Annotated in this window: 19 protein-coding genes; 10 read left to right on the forward strand and 9 right to left on the reverse strand. The window is 58.1% G+C overall.

Annotated features, from left to right (window positions below; genetic code table 11):
• Positions 1-161: 161 nt before the first annotated feature.
• From xseA to L3J03_03385, 8 genes are all read left to right on the forward strand, one after another.
• Positions 162-1,505 carry an exodeoxyribonuclease VII large subunit gene (gene xseA / locus L3J03_03350; protein ID MCF6290022.1) on the forward strand — a complete coding sequence of 448 codons (1,344 nt, stop codon included), beginning with the start codon at positions 162-164 and terminating at the stop codon, positions 1,503-1,505.
• Between the two features lie 171 nt (positions 1,506-1,676).
• Complete coding sequence (locus L3J03_03355; protein MCF6290023.1) at positions 1,677-1,895, forward strand: hypothetical protein; 219 nt, start codon at positions 1,677-1,679, stop codon at positions 1,893-1,895.
• A gap of 272 nt (positions 1,896-2,167) precedes the next feature.
• On the forward strand, positions 2,168-2,734 hold the full coding sequence (locus tag L3J03_03360) for a GNAT family N-acetyltransferase (GenBank protein ID MCF6290024.1): 567 nt from the start codon (positions 2,168-2,170) through the stop codon (positions 2,732-2,734).
• Between the two features lie 46 nt (positions 2,735-2,780).
• A complete protein-coding gene (locus L3J03_03365; protein MCF6290025.1) occupies positions 2,781-4,130 on the forward strand; it encodes a cytochrome c3 family protein in 1,350 nt (449 codons plus the stop codon).
• Positions 4,131-4,184: 54 nt separating this feature from the next.
• On the forward strand, positions 4,185-5,135 hold the full coding sequence (locus L3J03_03370; protein MCF6290026.1) for an NADH:ubiquinone oxidoreductase: 951 nt from the start codon (positions 4,185-4,187) through the stop codon (positions 5,133-5,135).
• A 19-nt stretch (positions 5,136-5,154) separates the two neighbouring features.
• Entirely contained in the window at positions 5,155-6,708 is a 1,554-nt protein-coding gene (locus L3J03_03375) for a nickel-dependent hydrogenase large subunit (GenBank protein ID MCF6290027.1), read from the forward strand.
• A 76-nt stretch (positions 6,709-6,784) separates the two neighbouring features.
• Complete coding sequence (locus tag L3J03_03380) at positions 6,785-7,240, forward strand: hydrogenase maturation protease (GenBank protein MCF6290028.1); 456 nt, start codon at positions 6,785-6,787, stop codon at positions 7,238-7,240.
• Positions 7,237-8,646, forward strand: coding sequence for a SpoIIE family protein phosphatase (locus tag L3J03_03385; protein ID MCF6290029.1), 1,410 nt, complete (start codon positions 7,237-7,239; stop codon positions 8,644-8,646). The genes L3J03_03380 and L3J03_03385 overlap by 4 nt, the downstream gene beginning before the upstream one ends.
• 103 nt (positions 8,647-8,749) lie before the next feature.
• On the opposite strand, the gene L3J03_03390 is transcribed toward L3J03_03385, so the two are convergent.
• The 4 genes from L3J03_03390 to L3J03_03405 form a co-directional block, all read right to left on the reverse strand.
• Positions 8,750-9,037 (reverse strand): Smr/MutS family protein, encoded by a 288-nt coding sequence (locus tag L3J03_03390; GenBank protein ID MCF6290030.1) that lies wholly within the window; start codon positions 9,035-9,037, stop codon positions 8,750-8,752.
• Between the two features lie 3 nt (positions 9,038-9,040).
• Positions 9,041-10,195, reverse strand: coding sequence for a lipid-A-disaccharide synthase (lpxB, locus tag L3J03_03395; protein MCF6290031.1), 1,155 nt, complete (start codon positions 10,193-10,195; stop codon positions 9,041-9,043).
• Between the two features lie 60 nt (positions 10,196-10,255).
• Positions 10,256-11,812, reverse strand: a complete 1,557-nt coding sequence (locus tag L3J03_03400; protein MCF6290032.1) for a sodium-dependent transporter — start codon at positions 11,810-11,812, stop codon at positions 10,256-10,258.
• Between the two features lie 208 nt (positions 11,813-12,020).
• A complete protein-coding gene (locus tag L3J03_03405; GenBank protein MCF6290033.1) occupies positions 12,021-12,224 on the reverse strand; it encodes a DUF2065 domain-containing protein in 204 nt (67 codons plus the stop codon).
• 332 nt (positions 12,225-12,556) lie between these two features.
• Here L3J03_03405 and purM point away from each other — a divergent pair, with 332 nt between their 5' ends.
• Positions 12,557-13,615, forward strand: coding sequence for a phosphoribosylformylglycinamidine cyclo-ligase (gene purM / locus L3J03_03410; GenBank protein ID MCF6290034.1), 1,059 nt, complete (start codon positions 12,557-12,559; stop codon positions 13,613-13,615).
• On the opposite strand, the gene L3J03_03415 is transcribed toward purM, so the two are convergent.
• Both L3J03_03415 and fusA read right to left on the reverse strand, forming a co-directional pair.
• The gene (locus L3J03_03415; protein ID MCF6290035.1) at positions 13,612-14,076 is read right to left on the reverse strand and encodes a MogA/MoaB family molybdenum cofactor biosynthesis protein; all 465 of its coding nucleotides are present in this window, start codon (positions 14,074-14,076) and stop codon (positions 13,612-13,614) included. The genes purM and L3J03_03415 overlap by 4 nt on opposite strands.
• A 74-nt stretch (positions 14,077-14,150) precedes the next feature.
• Positions 14,151-16,214 (reverse strand): elongation factor G, encoded by a 2,064-nt coding sequence (fusA, locus tag L3J03_03420; protein MCF6290036.1) that lies wholly within the window; start codon positions 16,212-16,214, stop codon positions 14,151-14,153.
• A gap of 342 nt (positions 16,215-16,556) precedes the next feature.
• Between fusA and murJ the strand changes: the two genes are divergently transcribed.
• A complete protein-coding gene (gene murJ, locus L3J03_03425) occupies positions 16,557-18,170 on the forward strand; it encodes a murein biosynthesis integral membrane protein MurJ (GenBank protein ID MCF6290037.1) in 1,614 nt (537 codons plus the stop codon).
• 288 nt (positions 18,171-18,458) lie between these two features.
• Here the strand turns inward: murJ and L3J03_03430 are convergent, their stop codons facing one another.
• The 3 genes from L3J03_03430 to L3J03_03440 are packed head-to-tail and all read right to left on the reverse strand — an operon-like array spanning position 18,459 to position 21,095.
• The gene (locus L3J03_03430) at positions 18,459-19,106 is read right to left on the reverse strand and encodes a CDP-alcohol phosphatidyltransferase family protein (protein MCF6290038.1); all 648 of its coding nucleotides are present in this window, start codon (positions 19,104-19,106) and stop codon (positions 18,459-18,461) included.
• On the reverse strand, positions 19,106-20,209 hold the full coding sequence (locus L3J03_03435; GenBank protein MCF6290039.1) for a histidinol-phosphate aminotransferase family protein: 1,104 nt from the start codon (positions 20,207-20,209) through the stop codon (positions 19,106-19,108). Before L3J03_03435 ends, L3J03_03430 begins: the two co-directional genes overlap by 1 nt.
• Before the next feature lie 16 nt (positions 20,210-20,225).
• A complete protein-coding gene (locus tag L3J03_03440) occupies positions 20,226-21,095 on the reverse strand; it encodes a phosphocholine cytidylyltransferase family protein (GenBank protein MCF6290040.1) in 870 nt (289 codons plus the stop codon).
• Positions 21,096-21,858: the final 763 nt, after the last annotated feature.

Genomic DNA, 21,858 nt, shown 5'->3' on the forward strand with positions numbered 1-21,858 from the left:
TTCCAGGTTCTTGAACCGGTATTGAACGAATTTGACAATATACCCGGCCGGAATGAAAAATGCACCTGCGTTTTGCCCCGGCCGGTCTGATCGTTTTGCCGGCCGGAGCGGGGACCGAATGTCAGTGACGGCTCCCTGCTGATATGGTATTAACATTGTCCATGACGGAACTGCCCATCCCGAAAATCCTGACAGTCACCGAGATCACCCGCTCGATCAAGGGGATGCTTGAGACCGGATTCCCCTTTGTCACGGTGACCGGCGAAGTGTCCAACTTGAGCCGGCCGCTCTCCGGCCACCTCTACTTCAGCCTCAAGGATGCGACCGCCCAGCTCCAGGCCGTGCTTTTTAAGCCGCAGCAACGGTATATCGTTGCCCTGCCCCGGGCCGGCGACCAGGTGATCTGCCGGGGCCGGATTTCGGTATACGAGCCCCGGGGCAACTACCAGCTGATTGTCGATTTTGTCGAAGCCCGGGGCGCCGGCGATCTGCAGATGGCCCTTGAACAACGCAAACAGCAACTGGCAGCGGAAGGACTTTTTGCCGAGGAAAACAAAAAAGCACTGCCGCTGCTGCCGGCCCGGGTGGCCCTGGTAACCTCGCCCAGCGGGGCCGCGGTGCATGATTTCCTCACTGTGGCCGAAAAACGGTTTCCGTCATTGCCCATTGAAATTTTTCCGGTGCGGGTCCAGGGCCAGGAGGCAGCGGCCGAGATCCGCGCGGCCATCCTTCTCCTTAATCAACGAAAAAACTCCGAGGTGATCGTCATCTGCCGCGGCGGCGGCTCCCTTGAAGACCTCTGGCCCTTTAACGACGAGTCCCTGGCCCGGGCAATCCATGATTCAAGGATCCCGGTGGTCAGCGCAGTGGGCCATGAGATCGATTTCACCATTGCCGATTTTGTCGCCGACCGCCGCGCCCCCACCCCATCGGCCGCGGCCGAGATGGTGATTCCGGACCGGCAGGCCCTGCTCGACCGGGTCGGGTCCCAACAACAGCGTCTCCTGGCCCGGATCTCTCATATAATTCAGGACCGCCGGAGCCGGGTCCACACCCTGCTGCGGTTCCTTGGTGATCCCCGCACCCTGCTCCCCCACTTCCTCCTCCGCCTGGACCATGGCCAGACCGCCATGATCCAGGCACTGACCGCTGGTCTGACCGCCCGCCGGGGCCGGCTCAAGGATATCAACGCCCGGCTCCTGAAACAGACACCGGTCCACCAGCTGGCAACCCGCAAACAACGGGTGGCTGAACTTTCCCATCGCCTGCGGACAATGATCCGGGTGCTGCTGAGCCGTAAGGAGAACCGGCTTGGCCAGACGGTCTCCCTGCTTGAGGCAGTGGGCCCGACCGCGGTCTTGAACCGGGGCTATGCCATTGTCCGGGCCCGGCCCGGCGGCGAGGTAGTCCGCGCCGCTAGCCAGGTGACCAGGGGTCAGGCCCTGGATATCCTGCTCCATCGCGGCCGGCTGGAATGCGAGGTTACCAGGATCAAGGACGATTAAAACTTTGTTATTGACAGCCCTTGTCAAGATTCATTATAGGAGATTTGTGCGTCAGGAACCGGGGAGGATCATCACGGCGGTCCTGTTTTTTTGCGCGGACCGAAAAAGTAATTATCACTATTCCGTGTCCGTTACCTCACCCTTTATATCAGCCAATCCAAGGAGGACTGAATGGCAACAAAAATCATACAGATTATCCCGGCAACGGAATGGTATGCCAGATACGAGGAAGAAGGGACAAGCTTTCTCGAACCTATCGCCTGCTGGGCCTTAATCGACCGGGGAGAAGACGGGACAGAGATAGATGGTCTTGTGCCCGCGGGCAACACCCTGGTTCCCTGTAAGGAAACCGATGGTTTTGCCGAGATAATCAACCGGGAAAAGGTTTAAAAGATGTAAGCGTTCACCAGCACCTCATCTTCGCCCATTCTGGCCTGCTCGAATAGCACCAGTATGCTTCGCAGTCCCGAATGAACGAATCTAAGCCACTGGTAAACGCTTACGGGCATGAGTTTACCGTAAATCCGTACCCCCGGTGAACGGTTACTAAAAGATGACAACAGCCAGCAGGCGGGCCGTGACGGTTGTGGCCGCCCCTTGAATATGGTTAACATCTCCAAGGGTTGTTTTTTGATTTCTCAAGTCCGGTACTTGGAATACACATGCCAAATATCGACAAAGTTATTGAAGCGCTCTGGGATAAACGGGAAGCGTCAATATATGGGGCCGACGGCAAGGAATATCGAGTAATTTTTTCCAGGCCGGGCGGTTTCTTTGACGTCAGTATTCTTGATAATCTGGAGCCCATGGGATTCATAACCCTGAAGCACGAAAACAAGGGGTTATATTCCATTGTCAATGACACTAAAATCAATCCTCATTCGTCCCTTGCCAATACCCCGGGACATGGGATTGAGGTAAAAGAAAAATTCAGAAAAAGAGGGGCCGGCAAGGCCCTGCTCAGTGTTGGAATCGGTATCATCCAGAGAGATTGGCGGCTTGAACAAAGAGGTGGAGAATTCAAAGTAATCGCTTCTGATATTACCAATATCGGGTTAGGATGCTATCATAACTTCGGGTTTACCATCAAGGAAGGCATGGCGGTCAGTTCCTGTTATTACACTGATCCGGATACTGTCCCTGAAATAAACATCCTGCCCAAAAAGGTATGTTTTATTAAACGGCTGGCAAAAAGACTGCGGCGGGACCTCCGAGGGGATTCAGGATAGGGCCGGTGATCTTTTAGCTGCAAACTTACTGAGAGAGAACCAGGTGATGAAAAGAACCACCCTGTGTAGCCGCCAGACCGGCCCTGTTTCCCTTGAAACAGCCCTCCTGGCCATTATCGTTCTCCTGGGCACGGCCTGTTTCCCCGGCCCGGCATTATCCGGCCCGTACATCAACTCCGCCCATGGCGATACCACCTCCGGGGTCAGCCGCAACAGCACCGCCGCTTTGGGCTACACCAGGGGCAACTGTGCCCACTGCCATGAACAGCATGCCAGCATCAACGGCTCCGAACCGAGCCCAACCAGTGGCGGGCCGGACATATACGCCCTGTTCTACACCAACTTCGTCAGCCAGACCGACGGCTTCTGTCTCAAATGTCACGTTGTTCTCAGCTCCGAGCAGTCCGGCGGCATCACCAACCGCAGTTACAGTTACCGGGCCGGTGGCTGGACCAGTGATACCCTGGCTGATATAACCGAGGCCTTTTCCTTTACCTCGCCCTCCTCATCCCACAATTTGGGCGACATTTCCACATTTATCACCGGCAAGTGGGGTTATACCGCTGATTCCAACCCCTGCGTTGCCTGCCATAACCCCCATGCGGCCCAGGGCGATCCGCTGGGCGATTCGACCTTGCCCAAGAGTAGCGCCACCCGGGGCTGGACCGTGTCCCGGCCGGCGGAACACAACTCCAGTCCCTGGGATGTGTGGGGCGATGATGCCGGTGAAAAAATGTCCGACTACACTGCCAGCTACCAGGCCCCTTATCGCTTCGGTTCCACCAGTGCCTATGAGCCGGACGGTTCAACCACCCAGGACGGCTCCAACCTGGCGGATTTCAATACCTTCTGCACCGACTGCCATAACAGCACAAACATTATCTACAGCAACAACCTGGCCAGAAATCTGCGTACCATTGACTGGGATAACGAGAAACACGGCCGCGGCAACGCCGACACCAGCCTGTGCGGTGATGATCCCTATCCCAACGGCACCACGGGCCTGGGCAAGGTGCTTTCCTGCCTGGACTGCCACGAGCCCCATGGCTCGACCAATGCCTTTCTGATCAGGCCGGAGGTAAACGGCGGCGTGCTGGCCGGTTCCATCGGCGCCTTTTCCACCACTGACTGGCAGTATCTCTGTGACAGATGCCATCAGGATGACAAGGAGATCAACTCATCCTGTCAGGAAGACCATTACTATATCAGTCACCATCAAAACACCGGCTGCAACTCCGACGCACCCTATTCCCCCTCCAGTTGCGGCTCATGCCACAGTGGCGGCGGTGGCGGCGGCCCCCCCAGCTGTACTTCCAGCCGTGCAAAAAAAATCTGTAGCGACTGCCATTTTCACGGTTCCACGAACCCGTATGACTCCAGTCAACGCACGTTTTAGCCTGCTTTTCTTCACGGCCGAGGGCCGGCCCTTATCCCCGGAGAGGTGATCGCTATGGGTGATTTTTCCTTGTTATGGCTCCAGTCCGCGGCCTGCGGCGGGGACTCCATGTCGCTGCTGGGCCTTGAAAACCCGAATCTTATTGAACTGCTCGGCAACCAGGGGATCACCCTGCTCTGGCACCCCTCCCTGTCACCGGAACGGCCCCGGCAGTTACAGACGATCATTGACGCCATTCTCGCGGATGACCGGCACCTGGACCTCCTCTGCATTGAAGGCGCCATTGTCAACGGGCCCGAGGGCACCGGCCTGGCGGATGTCCTCGGCGGCCGGCCCAAGCGTGACCTGATCGGCGAACTATGTGCCAGGGCGAAGTTTGTTCTGGCCATGGGCACCTGCGCCTCCTACGGGGGCATTCCCGCGGCCCCGCCCAATCCCATGGACGTCACCGGGATGCAGTGGCGGAACAAGGAGCCGGGCGGGCTGCTGGCCCCGGACTGGCTGTCCCGGGGCGGGCTGCCGGTGATCAATGTTGCCGGTTGTCCGGCCCACCCCCTGAACATGGCCCAATCGATTATCAACCTGCTCATCCAGGGCACGGCAATGGTCCTGGACGAGTGGAATCGTCCGCAAGAGAGCTACAACACCATGGTCCACCAGGGCTGCACCCGTAACGAATACCATGAGTACGACATGGAGGAGACCGACTTCGGCGGCCGGGGCTGCCTTTTTTTCAACCTGGGCTGCCAGGGGCCGAAGACCAGCGGTTCCTGCAACTCCTCCCTGTGGAACAACCAGAAAAGCAAGCCCCGGGCCGGGGTGCCCTGCTTTGGCTGCACCTCACCCTCCTTTCCGAAAAACAAGGACTTCTTCAAGACCGACAAGATCGGCGATGTGCCGGTGGAACTGCCGACCGGGGTGGAGCGGCCCAATTACATGGCCTACAAGGGGCTGGCCAAGGCAGCGGCCCCCCAGCGTCTGAAAGACCGGACCACCGGACTTTAGGATTCAAGGATCGGAACCCATGGCGGATAATAAAAAAAACCTGACCGTTGAGCTGAACCGGGTTGAGGGTGATCTGGAGCTGAAACTGGTGGTGGAGGGCAACCGGATCGTTGACGCCCGGGCCGTGGGCCGGATGTACCGGGGGTTCGAGCAGATTCTGATCGGCCGCCATGCCCGTGACGGCCTGGTGATAACCCCGCGGGTCTGCGGCATCTGCAGCACCGCCCATTTATACGCCGCGGTAACCGCCATTGAGACCGCCTGGCAATGCCCGATCGGACCCAACGGCACCCGGGTGCGCAACCTCTGCCTCATGGCCGAGGAGGTCCAGAGCGATGCCCGCCACTCCTTTCTGATGTTTGCCATTGACTTCTGCAACCGCAGGTACCGCCACCATCCCCTCTACCCCCGGATAGAGGAGGCATTCCAGGTTTTCAAGGGAAGGATCTACGCTGAAACCATCCGCCATACCAAGCAGTTGCTGGAAATTGTCGCCCTGTTCGGCGGCCAGTGGCCCCACTCCTCATATATGATTCCCGGCGGGGTGACCACGGTGCGGAGCCGCAAGGAGTTGATCCGGGTGCAGACCATTCTGGACAGCTATCTCCGCTGGTACGAGGATTCGATCATCGGCTGTTCCAGCGAACGCTGGCTGGCCCTGCGCACCCGGGATGATTTTCATGCCTGGCTCGATGAGAAACAGGCCCACCGGGACAGTGCGGCCGGCCTGTTTCTCCGCTTCGGCCGGGAAGCAGGCCTGGCCGGGCTGGGGCGGGGCAACGACCGGTTGTTGAGCTATGGCGCCTGGTTCGAGCCCGAGGAATGGCAACCCCCTTTCCGGAAAAGGCCTTGCCGGCGGCGGGCCGGTTTTGTCAACGGTATTAACGGCCGGGTGGAAGAGTTTGTCGAGGAAAAAATCAAGGAACATATCGAGTATTCCTGGTTTGCCCGGCAGAGCGGCTCCGGCCCCCCGGCGGGCAACCGGACCATCCCGGAGTTCGCTCCCAACTCGAAACGGTACAGTTGGGCCAAGGCCCCTCGCTACGACGGTCAGGTGGTTGAGATGGGGGCCCTGGCCGAACTGGTGGTTGCCGGCGATCCCTTGATGTCCTCGTTTTTCCGGGAGCAAGGCGCCACGGTCTGGCTGCGGGAACTGGCCCGGCTGCACCGGCCGCTGCTCACCCTCAATCATATGCGGGAGATCGTCCGCACCATGCTGGGACCGGACTTTGAACAGCCGTTTTACCTGAGCCCAAAAACGGTTTACAGCGGATCGGGCCGGGGCCTGATCCAGGCGGCCCGGGGCGGACTCGGCCACTGGGTGAGCTTTGCCGACAACCGGATCACCGGCTATCAGATCATCTCGCCGACCACCTGGAACGCATCACCCCGTGATAACCTGGACCGGCCCGGCCACTGGGAGACCACCCTGATCAACACCGAGATCGCGGACCTGGAAAACCCGGTGGAAATAGAACATATCATCCGTTCCCACGATGCCTGCCTGGTCTGCTGCGTCCATTTCCTCGATACCGGCAGAAAGCTCTCCTTTGGCCTGGGGCCCACGCGGTAATCAAAACAATAGGCAACAACCGGCCGGTCGTCGCCTATTCCCGCGATCGGTTACGGGCCGGAGGAGGGAAGCGGTTGTGATCCATATCGTCTGTTTCGGCAATCTCTGGGCCGGGGACGACGGCTTCGGGATCCATGTCTTTGAGGAACTGGCCCGGCTGGACCCGCTGCCCGGGGTGAAGATCTTTGATGCCGGCCTGCTCGGGCTCGGGGCTCTGAGCTGCTTTGAACAATGTGACAAGGTAATTGTAGTCGATGCCCTGCGGGGCTCCGGCAAGGTCGGTGTGGTCCTTCGTCTGAATGCCGCGGAGATGGCTCTCCATTACCCGGTCTACAGCGAGCACGCCCTGGGGGTGAATTTTCTGCTCCGCGTACTCCCCATTGCCCTGGCCGGACAGACCCTGCCGGAGATCGTTATCCTGGCCGCGCGGATCAAGGAGGCGCGGCCGGCGGACAACCGCCTCAGCGGTCCGGTCCGGGCGGCCCTGCCCCTGGTCCTGGCCCTGATAACCGAAGAACTTTTGACCTGTTGAACCAGAAGAAGATGGCGGAAACGGTGGAGGAAAGGCGCCAGCGGCAACTGGAGGCCCTGGAAGCGGAGCTTGAGAGCCTGCGGCTGGCAGCCGCGGAGCAGGAAGCCCTGGTCCGGGACGGCTATCTCCGTTCGGATGCCATGCTGCAGGAGGTGATGAACGACAAGGCCGCCCTCCAGGCAAAAGAGACCGGACTGGCCCGGGCCAACGAGTTCACCAGCCTGGTGCTGGACATGATGGACGAGGTCCTGATCGTTCTGGGGACCGACGGCAGGATCCAGCGGGTGAACAAGAAACTGACCGATCTCCTGGGCCGCACCGTCACGGAACTGACCGGCGCCAACCCGGATCTGCTTTTTTCCGGCGCAAGCCTTTCCCTTTGCCAGTGGTTCTTTGACCCGGGCCTCTGCGCCAGCGACTCGATCACCTATCAGTTCTTCTCCTGGAATCCCCAGAAACAGACGGAGTTGACCCTGATCGCCCGCAACGGCCGGGAGATCCCGCATGATTTCCGCAGTTCCATTCTGCACAATTTTCAGGGCAAAAAGGTGGGCGTGGTCATTGTTGGGATCGACCTGCGCGAACTCAAGGCAAAAAACGAGATGCTCAACCAGTCGCTGCAGGAGGTGCAGGAGGCCAACCGCCAGATTATGGACTCCATCCGCTACGCCCGGACGATCCAGCGCTCCCTGCTCTCCGACCGGAAGATGGTCGAACAGCGCCTGGCCCGCAGTTTTTTCATCTGGGAACCCCGGGATGTCATTGGCGGGGATATCTACCATGTCTATCCCCTGGAGAACGGCAATCTTATCATCTCCCTGTTCGATTGTACCGGCCACGGGGTGCCGGGGGCCTTCATGACGATGCTGGTCTCGGGCAAGCTGCACCATGCGATCCGCAGCGCAAAGATCTCTTCTCCGGCCGTGATTCTCAAATATCTGAATCAGTCCGTGCGCTCGGCCCTGCATCAGGACTCGGACCAGCCGTCATCGGATGACGGCCTGGAGGCGGCGGTATGTCTCCTTGACCGGACCGGCTCCACCCTGACCTTTGCCGGGGCCCGGCTTTCCCTGCACTATATTCACAACCGTAAAGCAGTGACCGTGACAGGGGACCGGCAGAGCCTGGGCTACCGGAAATCGAACCCGGACCATGATTTCACTGAGCATCAAATCCCCCTGGAGCAAGATATTGCCTTTTACCTGTGGACCGACGGCATCACCGACCAGGTGGGCGGAGACAAGGGGCTCCCGTTCGGCCGGACGCGATTAACGGAACTGTTGCTTGAGATTCACCAGTTGCCATTTGACCGGCAGCAGGAGTTGATCCGGCAGGCCCTTGCGACCTTTACCGGGGAGGAACAACGGCGGGACGACCTGACCGTGATCGGATTTTCGCCAGGGTGACAGGAACCGGCAGCTGAAACCAGGTAACCGGCTGACGAGAATTTACAGAAAAGAAAGTTGCTTTATCAAGCAACTGAAGCAGGTAAGGCTGGTTAGTTACGGATTATCGCTGCTGGTCAGCCGGCCGCAACTCGACCAGGGTCGCGCCCCAGCTGCCGCCGTCCCCGCCGGCCAGCCGGTAGGAGCGGACCATGGGCAGCCGGTCGAGGATGGCGTGTACGGTGCGGCGCAAGGTGCCGGTGCCCTTGCCGTGGATGATCCGCACCTGATAGATATCCCGGGCCCGGCACTCTTCGAGATAGTCAGGCACCAGGTCCTTTACCTCGCGGGGCAAGAAGGTATGCAGATCCAGGGTCCCGTCAATGGGAAGCTCGAATATCTCCTGGTCCATGCCCTACCCTCCTGTCATCTCCAGGATAAGCCGGGCGCAGCGGCGCGAGGCCCCGGGACCGCCCAGCTGTTGCCGGACCCCGGCCAGTTCCGCGGCCATCTTCCGGTGCGCTGTTTCATCCAGGAGCAGGGGTGTTATGGCGGCGGCCAGTTTTTCCGGGGTAGCGTCGTTCTGTAATAACTCCGGCACCACCTCCCGGCCGGCGATGAGGTTGACCAGGGAGGCGTACCTGACCTTGATGAAGTGGCGGGCGAGATGATAGGTCAAGGGGGAGACCCGGTAGCTGACCACCATCGGGACATTGAGGATGGCCAGTTCCAGGGCCACGGTGCCCGAGGCGGCCAGGACCGCGGCGCAGACCGCCATCAGGTCGTAGCGGGCCTCGGTGCTGACCCGGATATCGAGGCGGGTACCGGCCAGGCCGTGGTTGTCGAGATCGGCCCGGCCCAGGGTGGATGCCAGGGGCAGCAGAAAAACCGGATTGTTGAGTTCAGGGGCTATTCTTTCCGCGGCAGCGATAAAGAGCGGCAACATCCGGGCGATCTCCTGGCGGCGGCTGCCGGGCAGAAGTCCCACCACGGTACGATCCGGCCCGATCCCCAGTTCCGCCCGCATCTCCGGACCGGACATGGTGGTGGCAACCGAGTCGAGCATCGGATTGCCGACAAAGTCCACTGCCATGCCGTGGCCGCGGAAATACTCCTCCTCAAAGGGCAGGATCACCGCCATCCGGTCCACGTATTTTTTGATTTTTTTAATCCGCCCCTGCCGCCAGGCCCAGACCTTGGGGCTGATATAGTAGAGCACCGGGATATTCAGTTTATGGGCCTTTCTGGCCAGTATCAGGTTGAAACCCGGATAGTCGATAAGGACGAGAAGCGCCGGCGGCTGTTGCCGCAGCCGTTGCTCCAAGACCCGCATCGCCCGGCGGATCTTCCCCAATTGGCCCAGGACCTCCACCAGCCCCATCACCGCCAGGTCATTGATATCGACCAGGATATCCACCCCGGCCCCGGCCATCTCCCGGCCGCCCATGCCGGAGAGAGCACAATCCGGGGCCAGATCGCGCAGTTCCCGGGCCAGGATGGCGCCGTGCTGGTCGCCGGATGCCTCGCCGGCCACGATCATGACACGGGCGGCGGCAGGCGATCTCTTCATTGCTGGAGAATCGATTGAAGCGGACAAAAAATACCTGGGCTGTAGAGGTTCAGGAGTACATTAAATCAGCAACTCATCTTCCTCCGGTTTGTGGCGGCGCCTGCGCTTGCCCGGCTTCCAGGGCACAAAGGTCAGGGCCAGGGCCGCTACCAGGCAGGCCAGCAGCCAGCCGCCGCCGTACATGATGAGCTGGTCGGTGGGATAGCCGCTGTAGTTTTCCTTGAGATCGCCGGTGAGCGACAGGTACAACAGGTAGACAAGGACAGCCGGGGTCACGAATTTCACCAGGATATCCCAGAGACCCGGGATCCGGGTGCCCAGCCGGCTGACATGCTCGCGCAACACCCTGGCCTTCAAGACCCAGCCGATGATCAGACATTCGAGCAGGCCGCCCATGACCAGGCCGTAGTTGGTAATGAAGTGGTCGGCAATATCGAGCAAATACAGACCGCCCTGGGTGGTAAAAATAAGGCTGCCGACAAAACCGGCCGCACAGACAACGGTCACCACCCGGCCGCGCGGCCAGTCGAACTTGTCGGTTACAGCGCAGCTGAAGGCCTCGATCAGCGATATCCCCGAGGTCAGGCCGGCGATCACCAGCATCAGGAAGAAGATAATACCGAACAGGACGTTCATGCCGGGCAGCAAGGAGATGGCCTTGGGATAGACCACAAAGGCGAGCTGCGGCCCGCCCTTGATCGCCTCCTCAAACGGCACCCCCTGGCTCTGGGCCATGAAACCGACCACCCCGAACACGGCAAAACCGGCGACAAAGGAATAGAGACAGTTGACAACGCAGGTGATCAGGGCATTCTTGCCGATATCCGTTTTCCTGGGCAGGTAGCTGGCATAGGTGATCATGATGCCGAAGCCCAGGGACAGGGTGAAAAATATCTGGCCAAAGGCCGCGGCCCAGACCTTGCCGGCCTCGCTCCGCATCGCCGGGTCGGAAGAAAAAAGATTTATCTTGGCCCAGTCGGCATGCAGATAATGGTTGCGGATGGCATCCCCGGCGCCTTCAAGGGAGACGCTCCACCCCACCAGGATGATGGTCAGGACGAAAAGTATCGGCATGAACACGACACTTGCCCGTTCAATCCCGTGACGGATGTCGCGGAAACAGATGATCCAGCAGAGAACCCAGACCAGCAGGGTCGCGGCAACAATCGGCACCCTGACCCCGCCAAGCTCGGCGGCGGAATCGCTCAACTGGAGGAACTGGTTGAAGAAAAAGGCCTGGGTGTCCGTGCCCCAGGCAAGGTTAAAGGAATAGAACAGGTAATTGATACACCAGCCGATCACCACCGAGTAGTAGAGCATGATCCCGAACATGGCGACAACCGGCATCCACCAGCCGAGCCATTCGAAACTTCCGCGAATCCTGGCAAAACTGAGCGGTGACGACCCTTTCTCCCGGTGGCCGAGCCCATACTCGATGATCATGATCGGCATGCCGGCCACCAGCAGGGCCACCAGGTAGGGAACCAGAAAGGCGCCGCCGCCGTACTGGTGCGCCATATAACTGAACCGCCAGACATTGCCCAGTCCGATGGCCGAGCCGATGGCGGCCAGCAGGAAACCGGCGTTTGACTTCCAGTTGCTTCTCTCCTGTGCCATGTCCCCCCCAGATCGTTCAGATTGTCTGAAGATACCGCTATCCAACCATGGCGGATCCGGCCTTGGACGCCCCTTGCCAGGGCCGGTCTGCTGTTGCGCCGCCACCAGAAAACATTGACCAACAGTCGAACATTCGAGTTACGAACAAAAAACGAAGAAACAACTACTCCTGAAATCCAACAGATTCCACCAGGTCGATTACAGTCCGTTATCCGGGCAGCAGACCGGTTCGCAGGGCAACAAAGCAGATAAGAAAACCGAGTGCCACGGCCATTAAGCCCATCACCCGAAGTTGACCCGGGCGCATCAGGAGAAGCTGGGCCAGCCATTTCCGCATCGTCTCCGGAAAAGTCAGATAGGGCAGCCCCTCCAGGATAAAGACCACACCGATCAGGGTAAGCAGTAATTTCATAGCGCATCATCCTACCAAGAGTGACAGACGATTTCAACGATCACGCGGAGAGGTGGCACCCGTGCTCATCTACAAAAAAAGAGTGACGGCCGACTGCTTTCAGCCTAAAGTAGAAAAAGCTGCCCGTTAGCCGATCCAGGAGGTTGCCGGAAGATATGTGTTTATGTGTTCTTTCCCCGGTTTCTACCCGAACAACGGGGCCTGCCCGCCACAATCTCCATTGACTTTTCCGCGGGCGGAAATTAATAATAACCGCTCAAATCAAGCCATGCAGAGAAGCCGGTGGTCCGTCTTTGGGGCCGCCAACCAACAACCTTATACAGTGAGTACCCATGAGTGAATCGGACAGTTCAAGATACGCCGAGGCCGGTGTTGATATAGATAAGGGCAACGAGTTTGTCGACCAGGTTAAAAAAATCGCCGCCCGGACCTTCCGGCGGGGAGTCCTTACCGATATCGGCGGGTTCAGCGGCCTGTTTGCCATTGGCAACGACTATGAGGACCCTGTCCTGGTCTCCTCCACCGACGGTGTGGGCACCAAGCTGAACATCGCCAAACTCTGCAACAAGCATGACACCATCGGCATCGACCTGGTGGCGATGTGCGTCAACGATATTGCCGTGGGCGGGGCCCGCCCTCTCTTCTTCCTCGATTACCTGGCCATGGGCACCCTGGAAACAGGGATCGGCACGGATATCGTCACCGGGGTGGCCAAGGGCTGCGAGATTGCCAGATGTTCGCTCATCGGCGGCGAAACCGCGGAAATGCCCGGGCTCTACGCAACGGGCGACTATGATATCGCCGGGTTCGTGGTGGGGATCGCCGAGCGGGACAAGATCATCGACGGCTCTGAGATCAAGGTCGGCGACCGGATCATCGGCCTGGCCTCCACCGGGATCCACAGTAACGGCTATTCGCTGGTCCGGCAGATCTGCTTCAAGGAACTGGGCCTCACCGTGGACCAATATGTGGAAGAACTGGGCTGCATCCTGGGCGAGGAGTTGTTGAGACCGACCCGGATCTACAGCGAATCGATCCTCAACCTGATCAAGAACTACAAGGTCAGCGGCCTGGTCCACATCACCGGCGGCGGGCTGCTGGACAACATTCCCCGGATCCTGCCCCAGGGCAGCCGCGCCATCATCCGCACCGAGAGTTGGCCGGTATTGCCGATCTTCTCCTTCCTGCAGGACAAGGGCAATATCAATTCCCGGGAGATGTGCCGCACCTTCAACATGGGCATCGGGATGGTGGTTATCGTGAACGGGGATATTGTCGAGGATGCCATGCAGCATCTCACCGCCCTGGGCGAGACCCCCTACCTGATCGGGGAAATCGTGGTCCGCGGAACCGACGAGCAGGATGCCCCGGCGGTTGATATAGACTGCTAGCCGCCGCAGTCCGCTTCATCGCCCCTGATCTTGGCCAGGGCATGGGGCAGGGCTGCCAGCACCACTGCCAGATTCTCCCGCGCCGCCCGTTCACTGCCGGGCAGATTGATGATCAGGCAGGTCTTGCGGATTCCGGCCAGGCCCCGGGAAAGCATGGCATGCGGGGTCTTTTGCAGGCTGGCCCCACGCATGGCCTCGCTGATCCCGGGCACCTCGCGGTCCAATACCTTGCGGGTGGCCTCCGGGGTAACGTCCGACACCGCCACCCCGGTGCCGCCGGTGGTCACCACCAGATCAAGACCGAGGTGATCGACCCATTGGACAAGTGTTTCCCGGATGGTCTCTTCCCGGTCAGGGACAATGGCGGTGGCAATCACCGCCAGGCCCGTGGCTTCCAGCATCTCGACGATGGCCGGGCCGCTGCTGTCCCGCCGCTTGCCCTGGGACCCCTTGTCGCTCACAGTCAAAACCCCGCAGCATAAACCTTGCCGCGGGGTTTTTTCAGTTACATTCATCCGGATTATTCTCCAGAGGCTTATCTGGTTTCCTTGGCAGCCTCGATGATCTTCTCGGCCAGCGGGGCCGGCACCTCCTCGTAATGGGAGAAACTGACGCTGAAGGAACCGCGGCCGCCGGTCATGGAGGTAAGATCAGCCGCATATTTCTGCACCTCGGCCATGGGTACCTGGGCATTGATGATCTCATGCCTGGCACCGGAATCCATGCCCATCACCCGGCCGCGGCGGCTGTTCAAATCGCCCATCACATCACCGACGCAGTCCTCGGGGACATGGACGGAAAGATTCATTATCGGCTCCAGGAGTACCGGCCTGGCCTCGGCCACCGCCTTTTTAAAGGCCAGGGAGCCGGCAATCTTGAATGCCAGTTCCGAAGAATCCACCGCATGGAAAGAGCCGTCCACCAAGGTAATCCTGACATCGACCACCGGATATCCGGCGATCACCCCGCCGAGCATGGCCTCCTGGATACCTTTTTCCACTGCCGGGATATACTGCCTGGGAATCGCGCCGCCGACAATCTTGTCAACGAACTCAAAGCCGCCGCCCCGGGGCAGGGGCTCAAGTTCGATCCAGGTGTCGGCGAACTGACCGCGGCCGCCGCTCTGCTTCTTATGCTTGCCCTGGACCCGGGCCTTGCCCTTCAGGGTCTCCTTATAGGGCACCTTGGGCAGATGAAGCTCCATCTCCACCCCGAACTTGCGCTTGATCTTCTCGCCCACCACCTCGAGATGGACCTGGCCGACCCCGGAGATCAGGATCTCCTTGGTCTGGGCCTGGCGGGTGAGGCGCAGGGTCAGGTCTTCGTCCAGCATCTTGGTAATTGAGGCGAACAGCTTCTCCTCGTCCCCCTTTTTGCCGGATACCGCGTAGGAGATAACCGGCTCCATCGGCTCGAGCCGGTCATAGACAATGGGCGCGTTCTCATCACAGAGGGTATCGCCGGTCACGGTCTCCTTGAGCTTGGCCACCACCGCGATCATCCCCGGGCCGACGCTGTCAACCGGCTGCTGGCCCTTGCCTTCCTGGATGAAAAGCTGGCCGAAACGCTCGGCCGTCTCCCTGGAGCTGTTATAAAAACTGTCTCCGGACAGGGTGCCGGATATCACCTTGAAGATGGTCAGCCGGCCGGCATAGGGATCGGCCATGGTCTTGAACACCAGGGCTGAGAAGGGTTCGTCGGCCAGGGGTTTGCGCTCGATCAGCTCACCGGTCACCGGATCAATGCCGACCATGGCCGGCCGTTCGGAAGGGGCGGGCAGGAGATCGTTGATCATATCGAGAAGCAGCGCAGTGCCCTTGTTGGCAACGGCCACGCCGACGCAGACCGGAGACAGCGACCCGGCGGCAACCGCGGCCTTCAGGCCGGCAAAGGTATCCGCTTCGGTGAGTTCACCCTCTTCGAGAAATTTCTCGATCAGGTCGTCGTCGGTCTCAGCCACCTGCTCCATCAGGGACTCCCGGGCCACCTCCAGTTCGTCGGCCAACTCGGCCGGGACCTCGGTTTCAACAACCTTGCCGCTGCCCTCCTCAAAGAGATAGGCCTTGCGGCGAACGACATCCACCGCGCCCTTGAAACCAGCCTCCGCGCCGATGGGCAGATAGAGAACCACCGGGTTCAACGGCAGTGAACTTTTGATTTCCTTGATAACCTTTTCAAAATCGGCCCGTTCCCGGTCCATCTTATTGATAAAGATAATTGAGGGCAGGTTGCGCGCCTCAATGAAAGAGGCAAATTTTTCGGTCTGGTTTTTCACCCCCACCGCGGCGCCGATTATGAACAGGGCGCAGTCGGCAACCCGGGCCGCGAATTTTGCTTCATTGACAAAGTTGTCATCACCCGGGGTGTCGATCAAAAAGACCTGGTGCTTTTTCCAGGCATACTGGTGGGCGGAAGCGTTGATCGAGATTCCCCGCCTGACCTCTTCCGGCTCAAAATCCATGACCGACGAGCCCTCATCCACCCTGCCCTGCCGGCTGGTCTTGCCCGCGGCAAAAAGCATGGCCTCGGCGGTCGAGGTTTTTCCGCAGTTACCATGCCCCAGGATCACAACGTTTCTTATCAAGCTACTATCGTGCATGTCGCCTCCACAGCTCATGCCCCTGCCGGACCATCGCCCGAAGGGGGTTCATTGTCAGGATTAACCCGGAACAGCAAACCGCGTTCAGGGCAGATATGACAACCGACTCATCCATCGTCGCCCGCGGCCGCTCAACGCCGGCCGGGCAAGTGGGTTAAGTGGACAAAATAATGCATATTTGCAGAAGCCCCGGGCAAAGTCAAGCAAGAAACATTGTCATCTTTTACCCTGCCTGGTATGTTCCTGGCTTAATGAAACAAATGGTCCGAGATATCGCAACAGCACCCCCTGCCAGCGGACGCACGCTCCCGGTTGCAGCGCCCCTCCCCTTCTTCTATTCCCATGAATAAACCGTCCGTTGATACCGGCAGGATCGCCCGGGCCGCCTCCACCGTCAGTATCGCGGTGATGTGCAGCCGGGTCCTGGGGTTGATCCGGGAACAGGTGTTTGCCGGTCTGTTCGGGGCCGGGCTTGCCTATGACGCCTTTGTGGTGGCCTTCCGGATTCCCAACCTGCTCAGGGACCTGTTCGGCGAAGGGGCGCTCTCCGCCGCCTTTATCACCGTATTTACCGACTATGACACCAACAAGGGGAGCAGAAAAACCTGGCTGCTGGCCAGCAACGTCCTGGTCTTCTTTGCCATTGCCCTGAGCATCATCACCCTGATCGGCATCTTTTTCACCGACCATATCCTGATGCTCCTGGCCCCGGACTTCGCCCTGGTGGCCGACAAGATGGAGCTGACCGCGCGGCTCACCGTGATCATGTTCCCCTTTCTGATCTTTATCTCGCTGTCCGCCGTGGTGATGGGCATCCTCAACACCAAGGGCAAATTTTTCATCCCGGCGATGGCCTCCAGCTTCTTCAACCTGGGCTCGATTATCGGCGGCGTCGGCCTGGCCCTGCTCCTGCCCAGATTCGGGCAGCCGGCCATCGTCGGCATGGCCATCGGCACCCTGATCGGCGGCCTGCTCCAGTTCACCCTCCAGCTGCCCGCCCTGCGCCGCACCGGCTTCACCTTTACCCCCCGGCTCAACCTGGCCGATCCCGGACTCAGGCGGATCCTCCTGCTGATGGTACCGGCGGTCATCGGCCTTTCCGCCACCCAGATCAACATCTTTGTCAATACCAACTTTGCCGCATCCTGCGTCCAGGGCAGCGTCTCCTGGCTCAACTATGCCTTCCGCTTTGTTCAATTCCCCATCGGGGTGTTCGGGGTGGCCATTTCCATCGCCACCCTGCCGGTGATCTCGCGCCATGCCGCGCTCCGCGACATGACAAGCCTCAAGGCCACCTATGTTTCGGCCCTGACCCTGGCCTTCTGCCTGACCATCCCGGCCACCGTGGGCCTGATCATGCTGGCCGAACCGATCATCCGGCTCATCTACCAGCACGGGGCCTTCACCGCCCTTGACACGACCAGGACCGCCCAGGCCCTGGCCCTCTATGCGGTGGGCCTGTTCGCCTACGCCTCGGTCAAGATCATGGTCCCGGTCTTCTATGCCTTGAACGACACCAGATACCCGGTGATCGGCAGCTTTATCGCGGTGGGGGCCAACATCGTCGTCATCCTCCTGACCATTGACCGCTTCCAACACCAGGCCATCGCCCTTTCCACCTCCTGTGCCATGACCATCAACTTCCTCTTTTTGAGCATTGTTCTCCACCGGAAGGTGGGGGGCTACTCCCTGACCTATCTCCTCACCGGCCTGGGCAAGGTGCTGCTCGCCGCCGCGGTCATGGCCGGGTTTCTCTTCTTCATGGGCAAGGGTCTGGCCGGCTGGCTGGACGGCGGGATTCTCACGCAGGGGGCAGCGCTACTCCTCCTGGTCATCGGCGGGGCCGGGGTCTACGGCGTAATTCTGCACCGGCTCCGGCTGGATGAACTCCAATTGATCACCGGCAATATTCGAGCACACTTCAGCGGACAGAAAACAGAGGACAGAGGACAGTAGGCAGTGGACGGATGACAGTCAGGAGTTTTCCCTCAGTGCTTGTTTCAATCCAGCAAAATAATGCAATATTAACAGGTTAAGGCTTATACACCCTGTAAGACCCGTAACCGTTCACCAGGGGCTACAGATTTACGGAACCCAGCGGCCGGTAAGCGTTTACCAGGGCCACGGATTCGTGCAAGCAGGCCGGCGAATCCATAGTATGCCTATGTGAGCCGGCCTGATCGTGCGAAGATGGGGTGCTGAATATCTTACAGGGCTTTAACCTGGTTTGGGTGCCAGTAATCTTTAAAAGCTATACCACTGCCAGCCAAATATTGCGGACAAGGTCACCGTATAGGCGATGAGGGCGTAATACCATCGACCGGCAAACTTGGGGGTTTTAATCGGGGCTACATTCAAAGCGGCCAGCAGCATAAGCAGGATATAGATAAAAATAGAAAAAGCAGTGTGGCTGATTAATCCATTAAACAGAAAAGCAAAGACCAGGATGATGATGTTATTGTCCAGCGCCAGTCCCATGTAGGTCGACCCGTCAACCAGGCCGAAGACATTGAAATAGCTGAGCCGGAGTACCCCGGTCGCTACGATAATAAAGGCTCCGGGCAGGAACCAGGGACTGAAATGTCCGTAGCTTAACAGGACAATGGCCGGGCAAATGCTGAAGCTGACAATGTCGATCAGGGAATCGAGCTGTCCCCCGAACTCCCGCTGTTTATCGTTCCGCCCTTTCAGGCGCCGGGCGATAAGGCCATCACTCCAGTCAAAGAATACCGCCCAGATCAGGCCGATCATTGCGGCTGGGAAGATGCCCAGGAGCGCATAATAAATAGCGACAACCGCGCATAGAAGCCCTGCCAGAGAACATATGTTAGGCAGGTCTTTGGCAAAAGAGAGTATGGAAGCGGGCGAATCTGATGAATGTGGGGCTGCCATTATTCCCTCTCCGGACCAATAACGTCGCGTAATGCTTCAGCCAGGCCCAGGTTTTCAGGCTGGGTGCGGCTGGCTATGCGGAGATAACGGTCGGATTCCGGCATTGTCTTGCCCTGACAGTGTTTTATGTAGATATTATGCTTAACAAACAGCTTTTCGGTTACTTCCGGACCGGATGCGGCATGATCGGGCAGACGGCAGAAAATATAATTGGCCTCAGGCTGGTAGACGGTCATTCCCTGGACCGCTTTGAGTTGCTTGTAAAAATGGTCGCGATCAGCCTTGACCCTGCTGCAGCTATCAATAAACTGCTGACGGTACTGCGGGGCAAGACGCAGGAATTCTTCCGCAAAGCCATTAATATTCCAGATATGGAGCCCTTGCCGGACTTTTGCCGCAAAGTCAGGGTTGGCGGTGAGCATGTAACCGATCCGGATGCCGCAGATGCCATAGGCCTTGCTCATGCTTTTGAAAATTGCCAGGTTCGAAAAATTATCAATCTCTTTTTCAAGGGTTTCCTGGTCGCGGTTTCTGACAAAATCAATAAAAGATTCATCAACGATGAGCATACAGTCGTGGTCTGCCAGTTTCTTCAACAAACGGATAAGTTCAGCCTTCGGGACCAGCAACGAGGTGGGATTATTCGGGGTGACCACCACTGCCAAACCTGCCTTGCAACGGATGGCCTCTGCAGCGAATTTGTCCACATCCAACTGAAAGGAGGGTGACTCAAGGGCAAACTCAACTACATTTCCAGTAAGCGCCGCATTGGCGTATTCATTGAACGACGGAACCGGCACAATCAATTTGCGGCCCATCCCGGCGATAATCTTGATAAGCTCTGCCGCCCCATTGCCCACTACAATCCGCTCCGGCGGCTGGGCGATCAGGTCGCCCATCAGGCCGGCCAGGTCTTTCTGGGCAACGGGATAGCTTAATACCAACTGATGGATGTGCCTGGTAATATGGGTAAAAAAATCCTCCGGCGGAAAATAGAGGTTATAGAGATAGTTATGATCGATGAAATCATGACGCCAATAGCCGCCATGCTGACTGGAAATAAATTCATAACGCTGTTGAGCGGTAGAGGCTTTATTTGTCATTTCTCAGTATTTTTTATCAATGGATTACAGTGGTAACGTCGAAGCTGACATCTTTGGCAACGGACACCTTTATGCCGGGATGACGGCGGGGAGCCCTGTTAATTCTGCCAATGACAGGTGGCCGGTGATGGAGACCGAGTACCTGTTCAGCTGCTCTGAGATCAGCAATGGTGTCAATCTCATACCAGTGGTTGATATCAAAGAAAACCGGCTTAAAAGAGAGACAGCCCTCGTTGACCATATCCGCGAAAACAGTCTCATAGTAGCCATTCACCATATTATTTGAAATATGCTGGTCCAATCTTTCCCGGAGCAGTTGCCAGGTTGTGGTGGAAAGACTGTAAATATTGACGGTCTTGTAATGGGTATCATCATTTTTATGCGCGCCGCAATAAAATGCCTTGATCTCCTGGCGGCTATTGATTGTCACCGTGGTGCCGGTCATCCAGGGCCGCAATCCGGCCACTGCGATTCGATCAGGATAGAGCATATCCTTAAGCATTTCCGGGTCGAAAACAAGATCGCTCTCAATCAGCAGAAACGGTTCATCTATTGCCTCCCTGGCAAGCCATAAGGAATAAATATTGTTGGTTGTTCTGTATAACGTACTGGTTATATAAGTAATTTCCATTCCCCCGGCCCGAGTTCCAAGAAAACTACGAATACAGTCAGCTTGATGCCCGACAACTACGACCAGCCGCTTGAAATTATGTACCTTAAGGGAGTGGATCAACCTCTCAAGAATAGATATTTCATTGACCGGAACAAGGCATTTGGGCGTCATGTCGGTCAAAGGAGAAAGACGGCTGCCCGTACCTGCAGCCAACAGCAGAGCCGTGCTTACCTGTTCATTCGCAAGACCGGGATAAACAGTCCTGTTCTTCATTTATATTCCCTCCGAAATTATAACCAGACCATGACAGCAACACGGTGCGGTTTAGATCCTCTGTCTGAAACATCTACGCATAAGCGTGTATGTGGTGAGTTGCTCGAGTTGCGCCCATAGACTTTATTGGAACTGTAGAGGATTTTATCCAGCTCCGCTGGGTTAGGGTGTTAGCGATTATTTTCTGCCTTCTGCCTTTGGAAAACGAGATGAAGGAAGAGCCCAAAAAAATGAAAGGTCCAAAGAACTGATAGCAGGGACAAACGCAAGAGATCGGCGGCAAAAAGGCAATCAAATAACATGGATCCAGGCGGCCAACTTCGCGAGAGAACAGTAAATTGTATCATGACATCCTCAGATGGTCAAGGTGTATTCGGTGCCTGTGAGAGCTTACCCTTTACCTGCTATTTCAAAGAGCAGAAGCCCGACGACCTGGCATGGATTCGTCAGGCGGACCAGAAATGACCCCCTGTGAGGACTTACGGTTTATATGAAAGTCGTGCCGGACGAAGCTCGCTGTCCGGGGAGATTATATGGTGCAAGGCACCTGGGGCGCATCGATTCTCGCTTTTCTCGGCATTCGAAATGTAGATCAGAAGAGAACGTAAATGACAAGAAAAGAATTATTTCACGAAGGTAAACATTCAGTACCCCCCCTCCTGTCGGGAAAGGGGTCTTCTTCTACCAACGGCCGCTCCATTGAGAAGGGCCGGCTGTTCATAAACAGGCTATCAAGCAGGAACTCGCTTCGCCGCGGCGGCGA

The organism is Desulfobacterales bacterium (assembly GCA_021647905.1).
GTDB lineage: Bacteria > Desulfobacterota > Desulfobulbia > Desulfobulbales > BM004 > JAKITW01.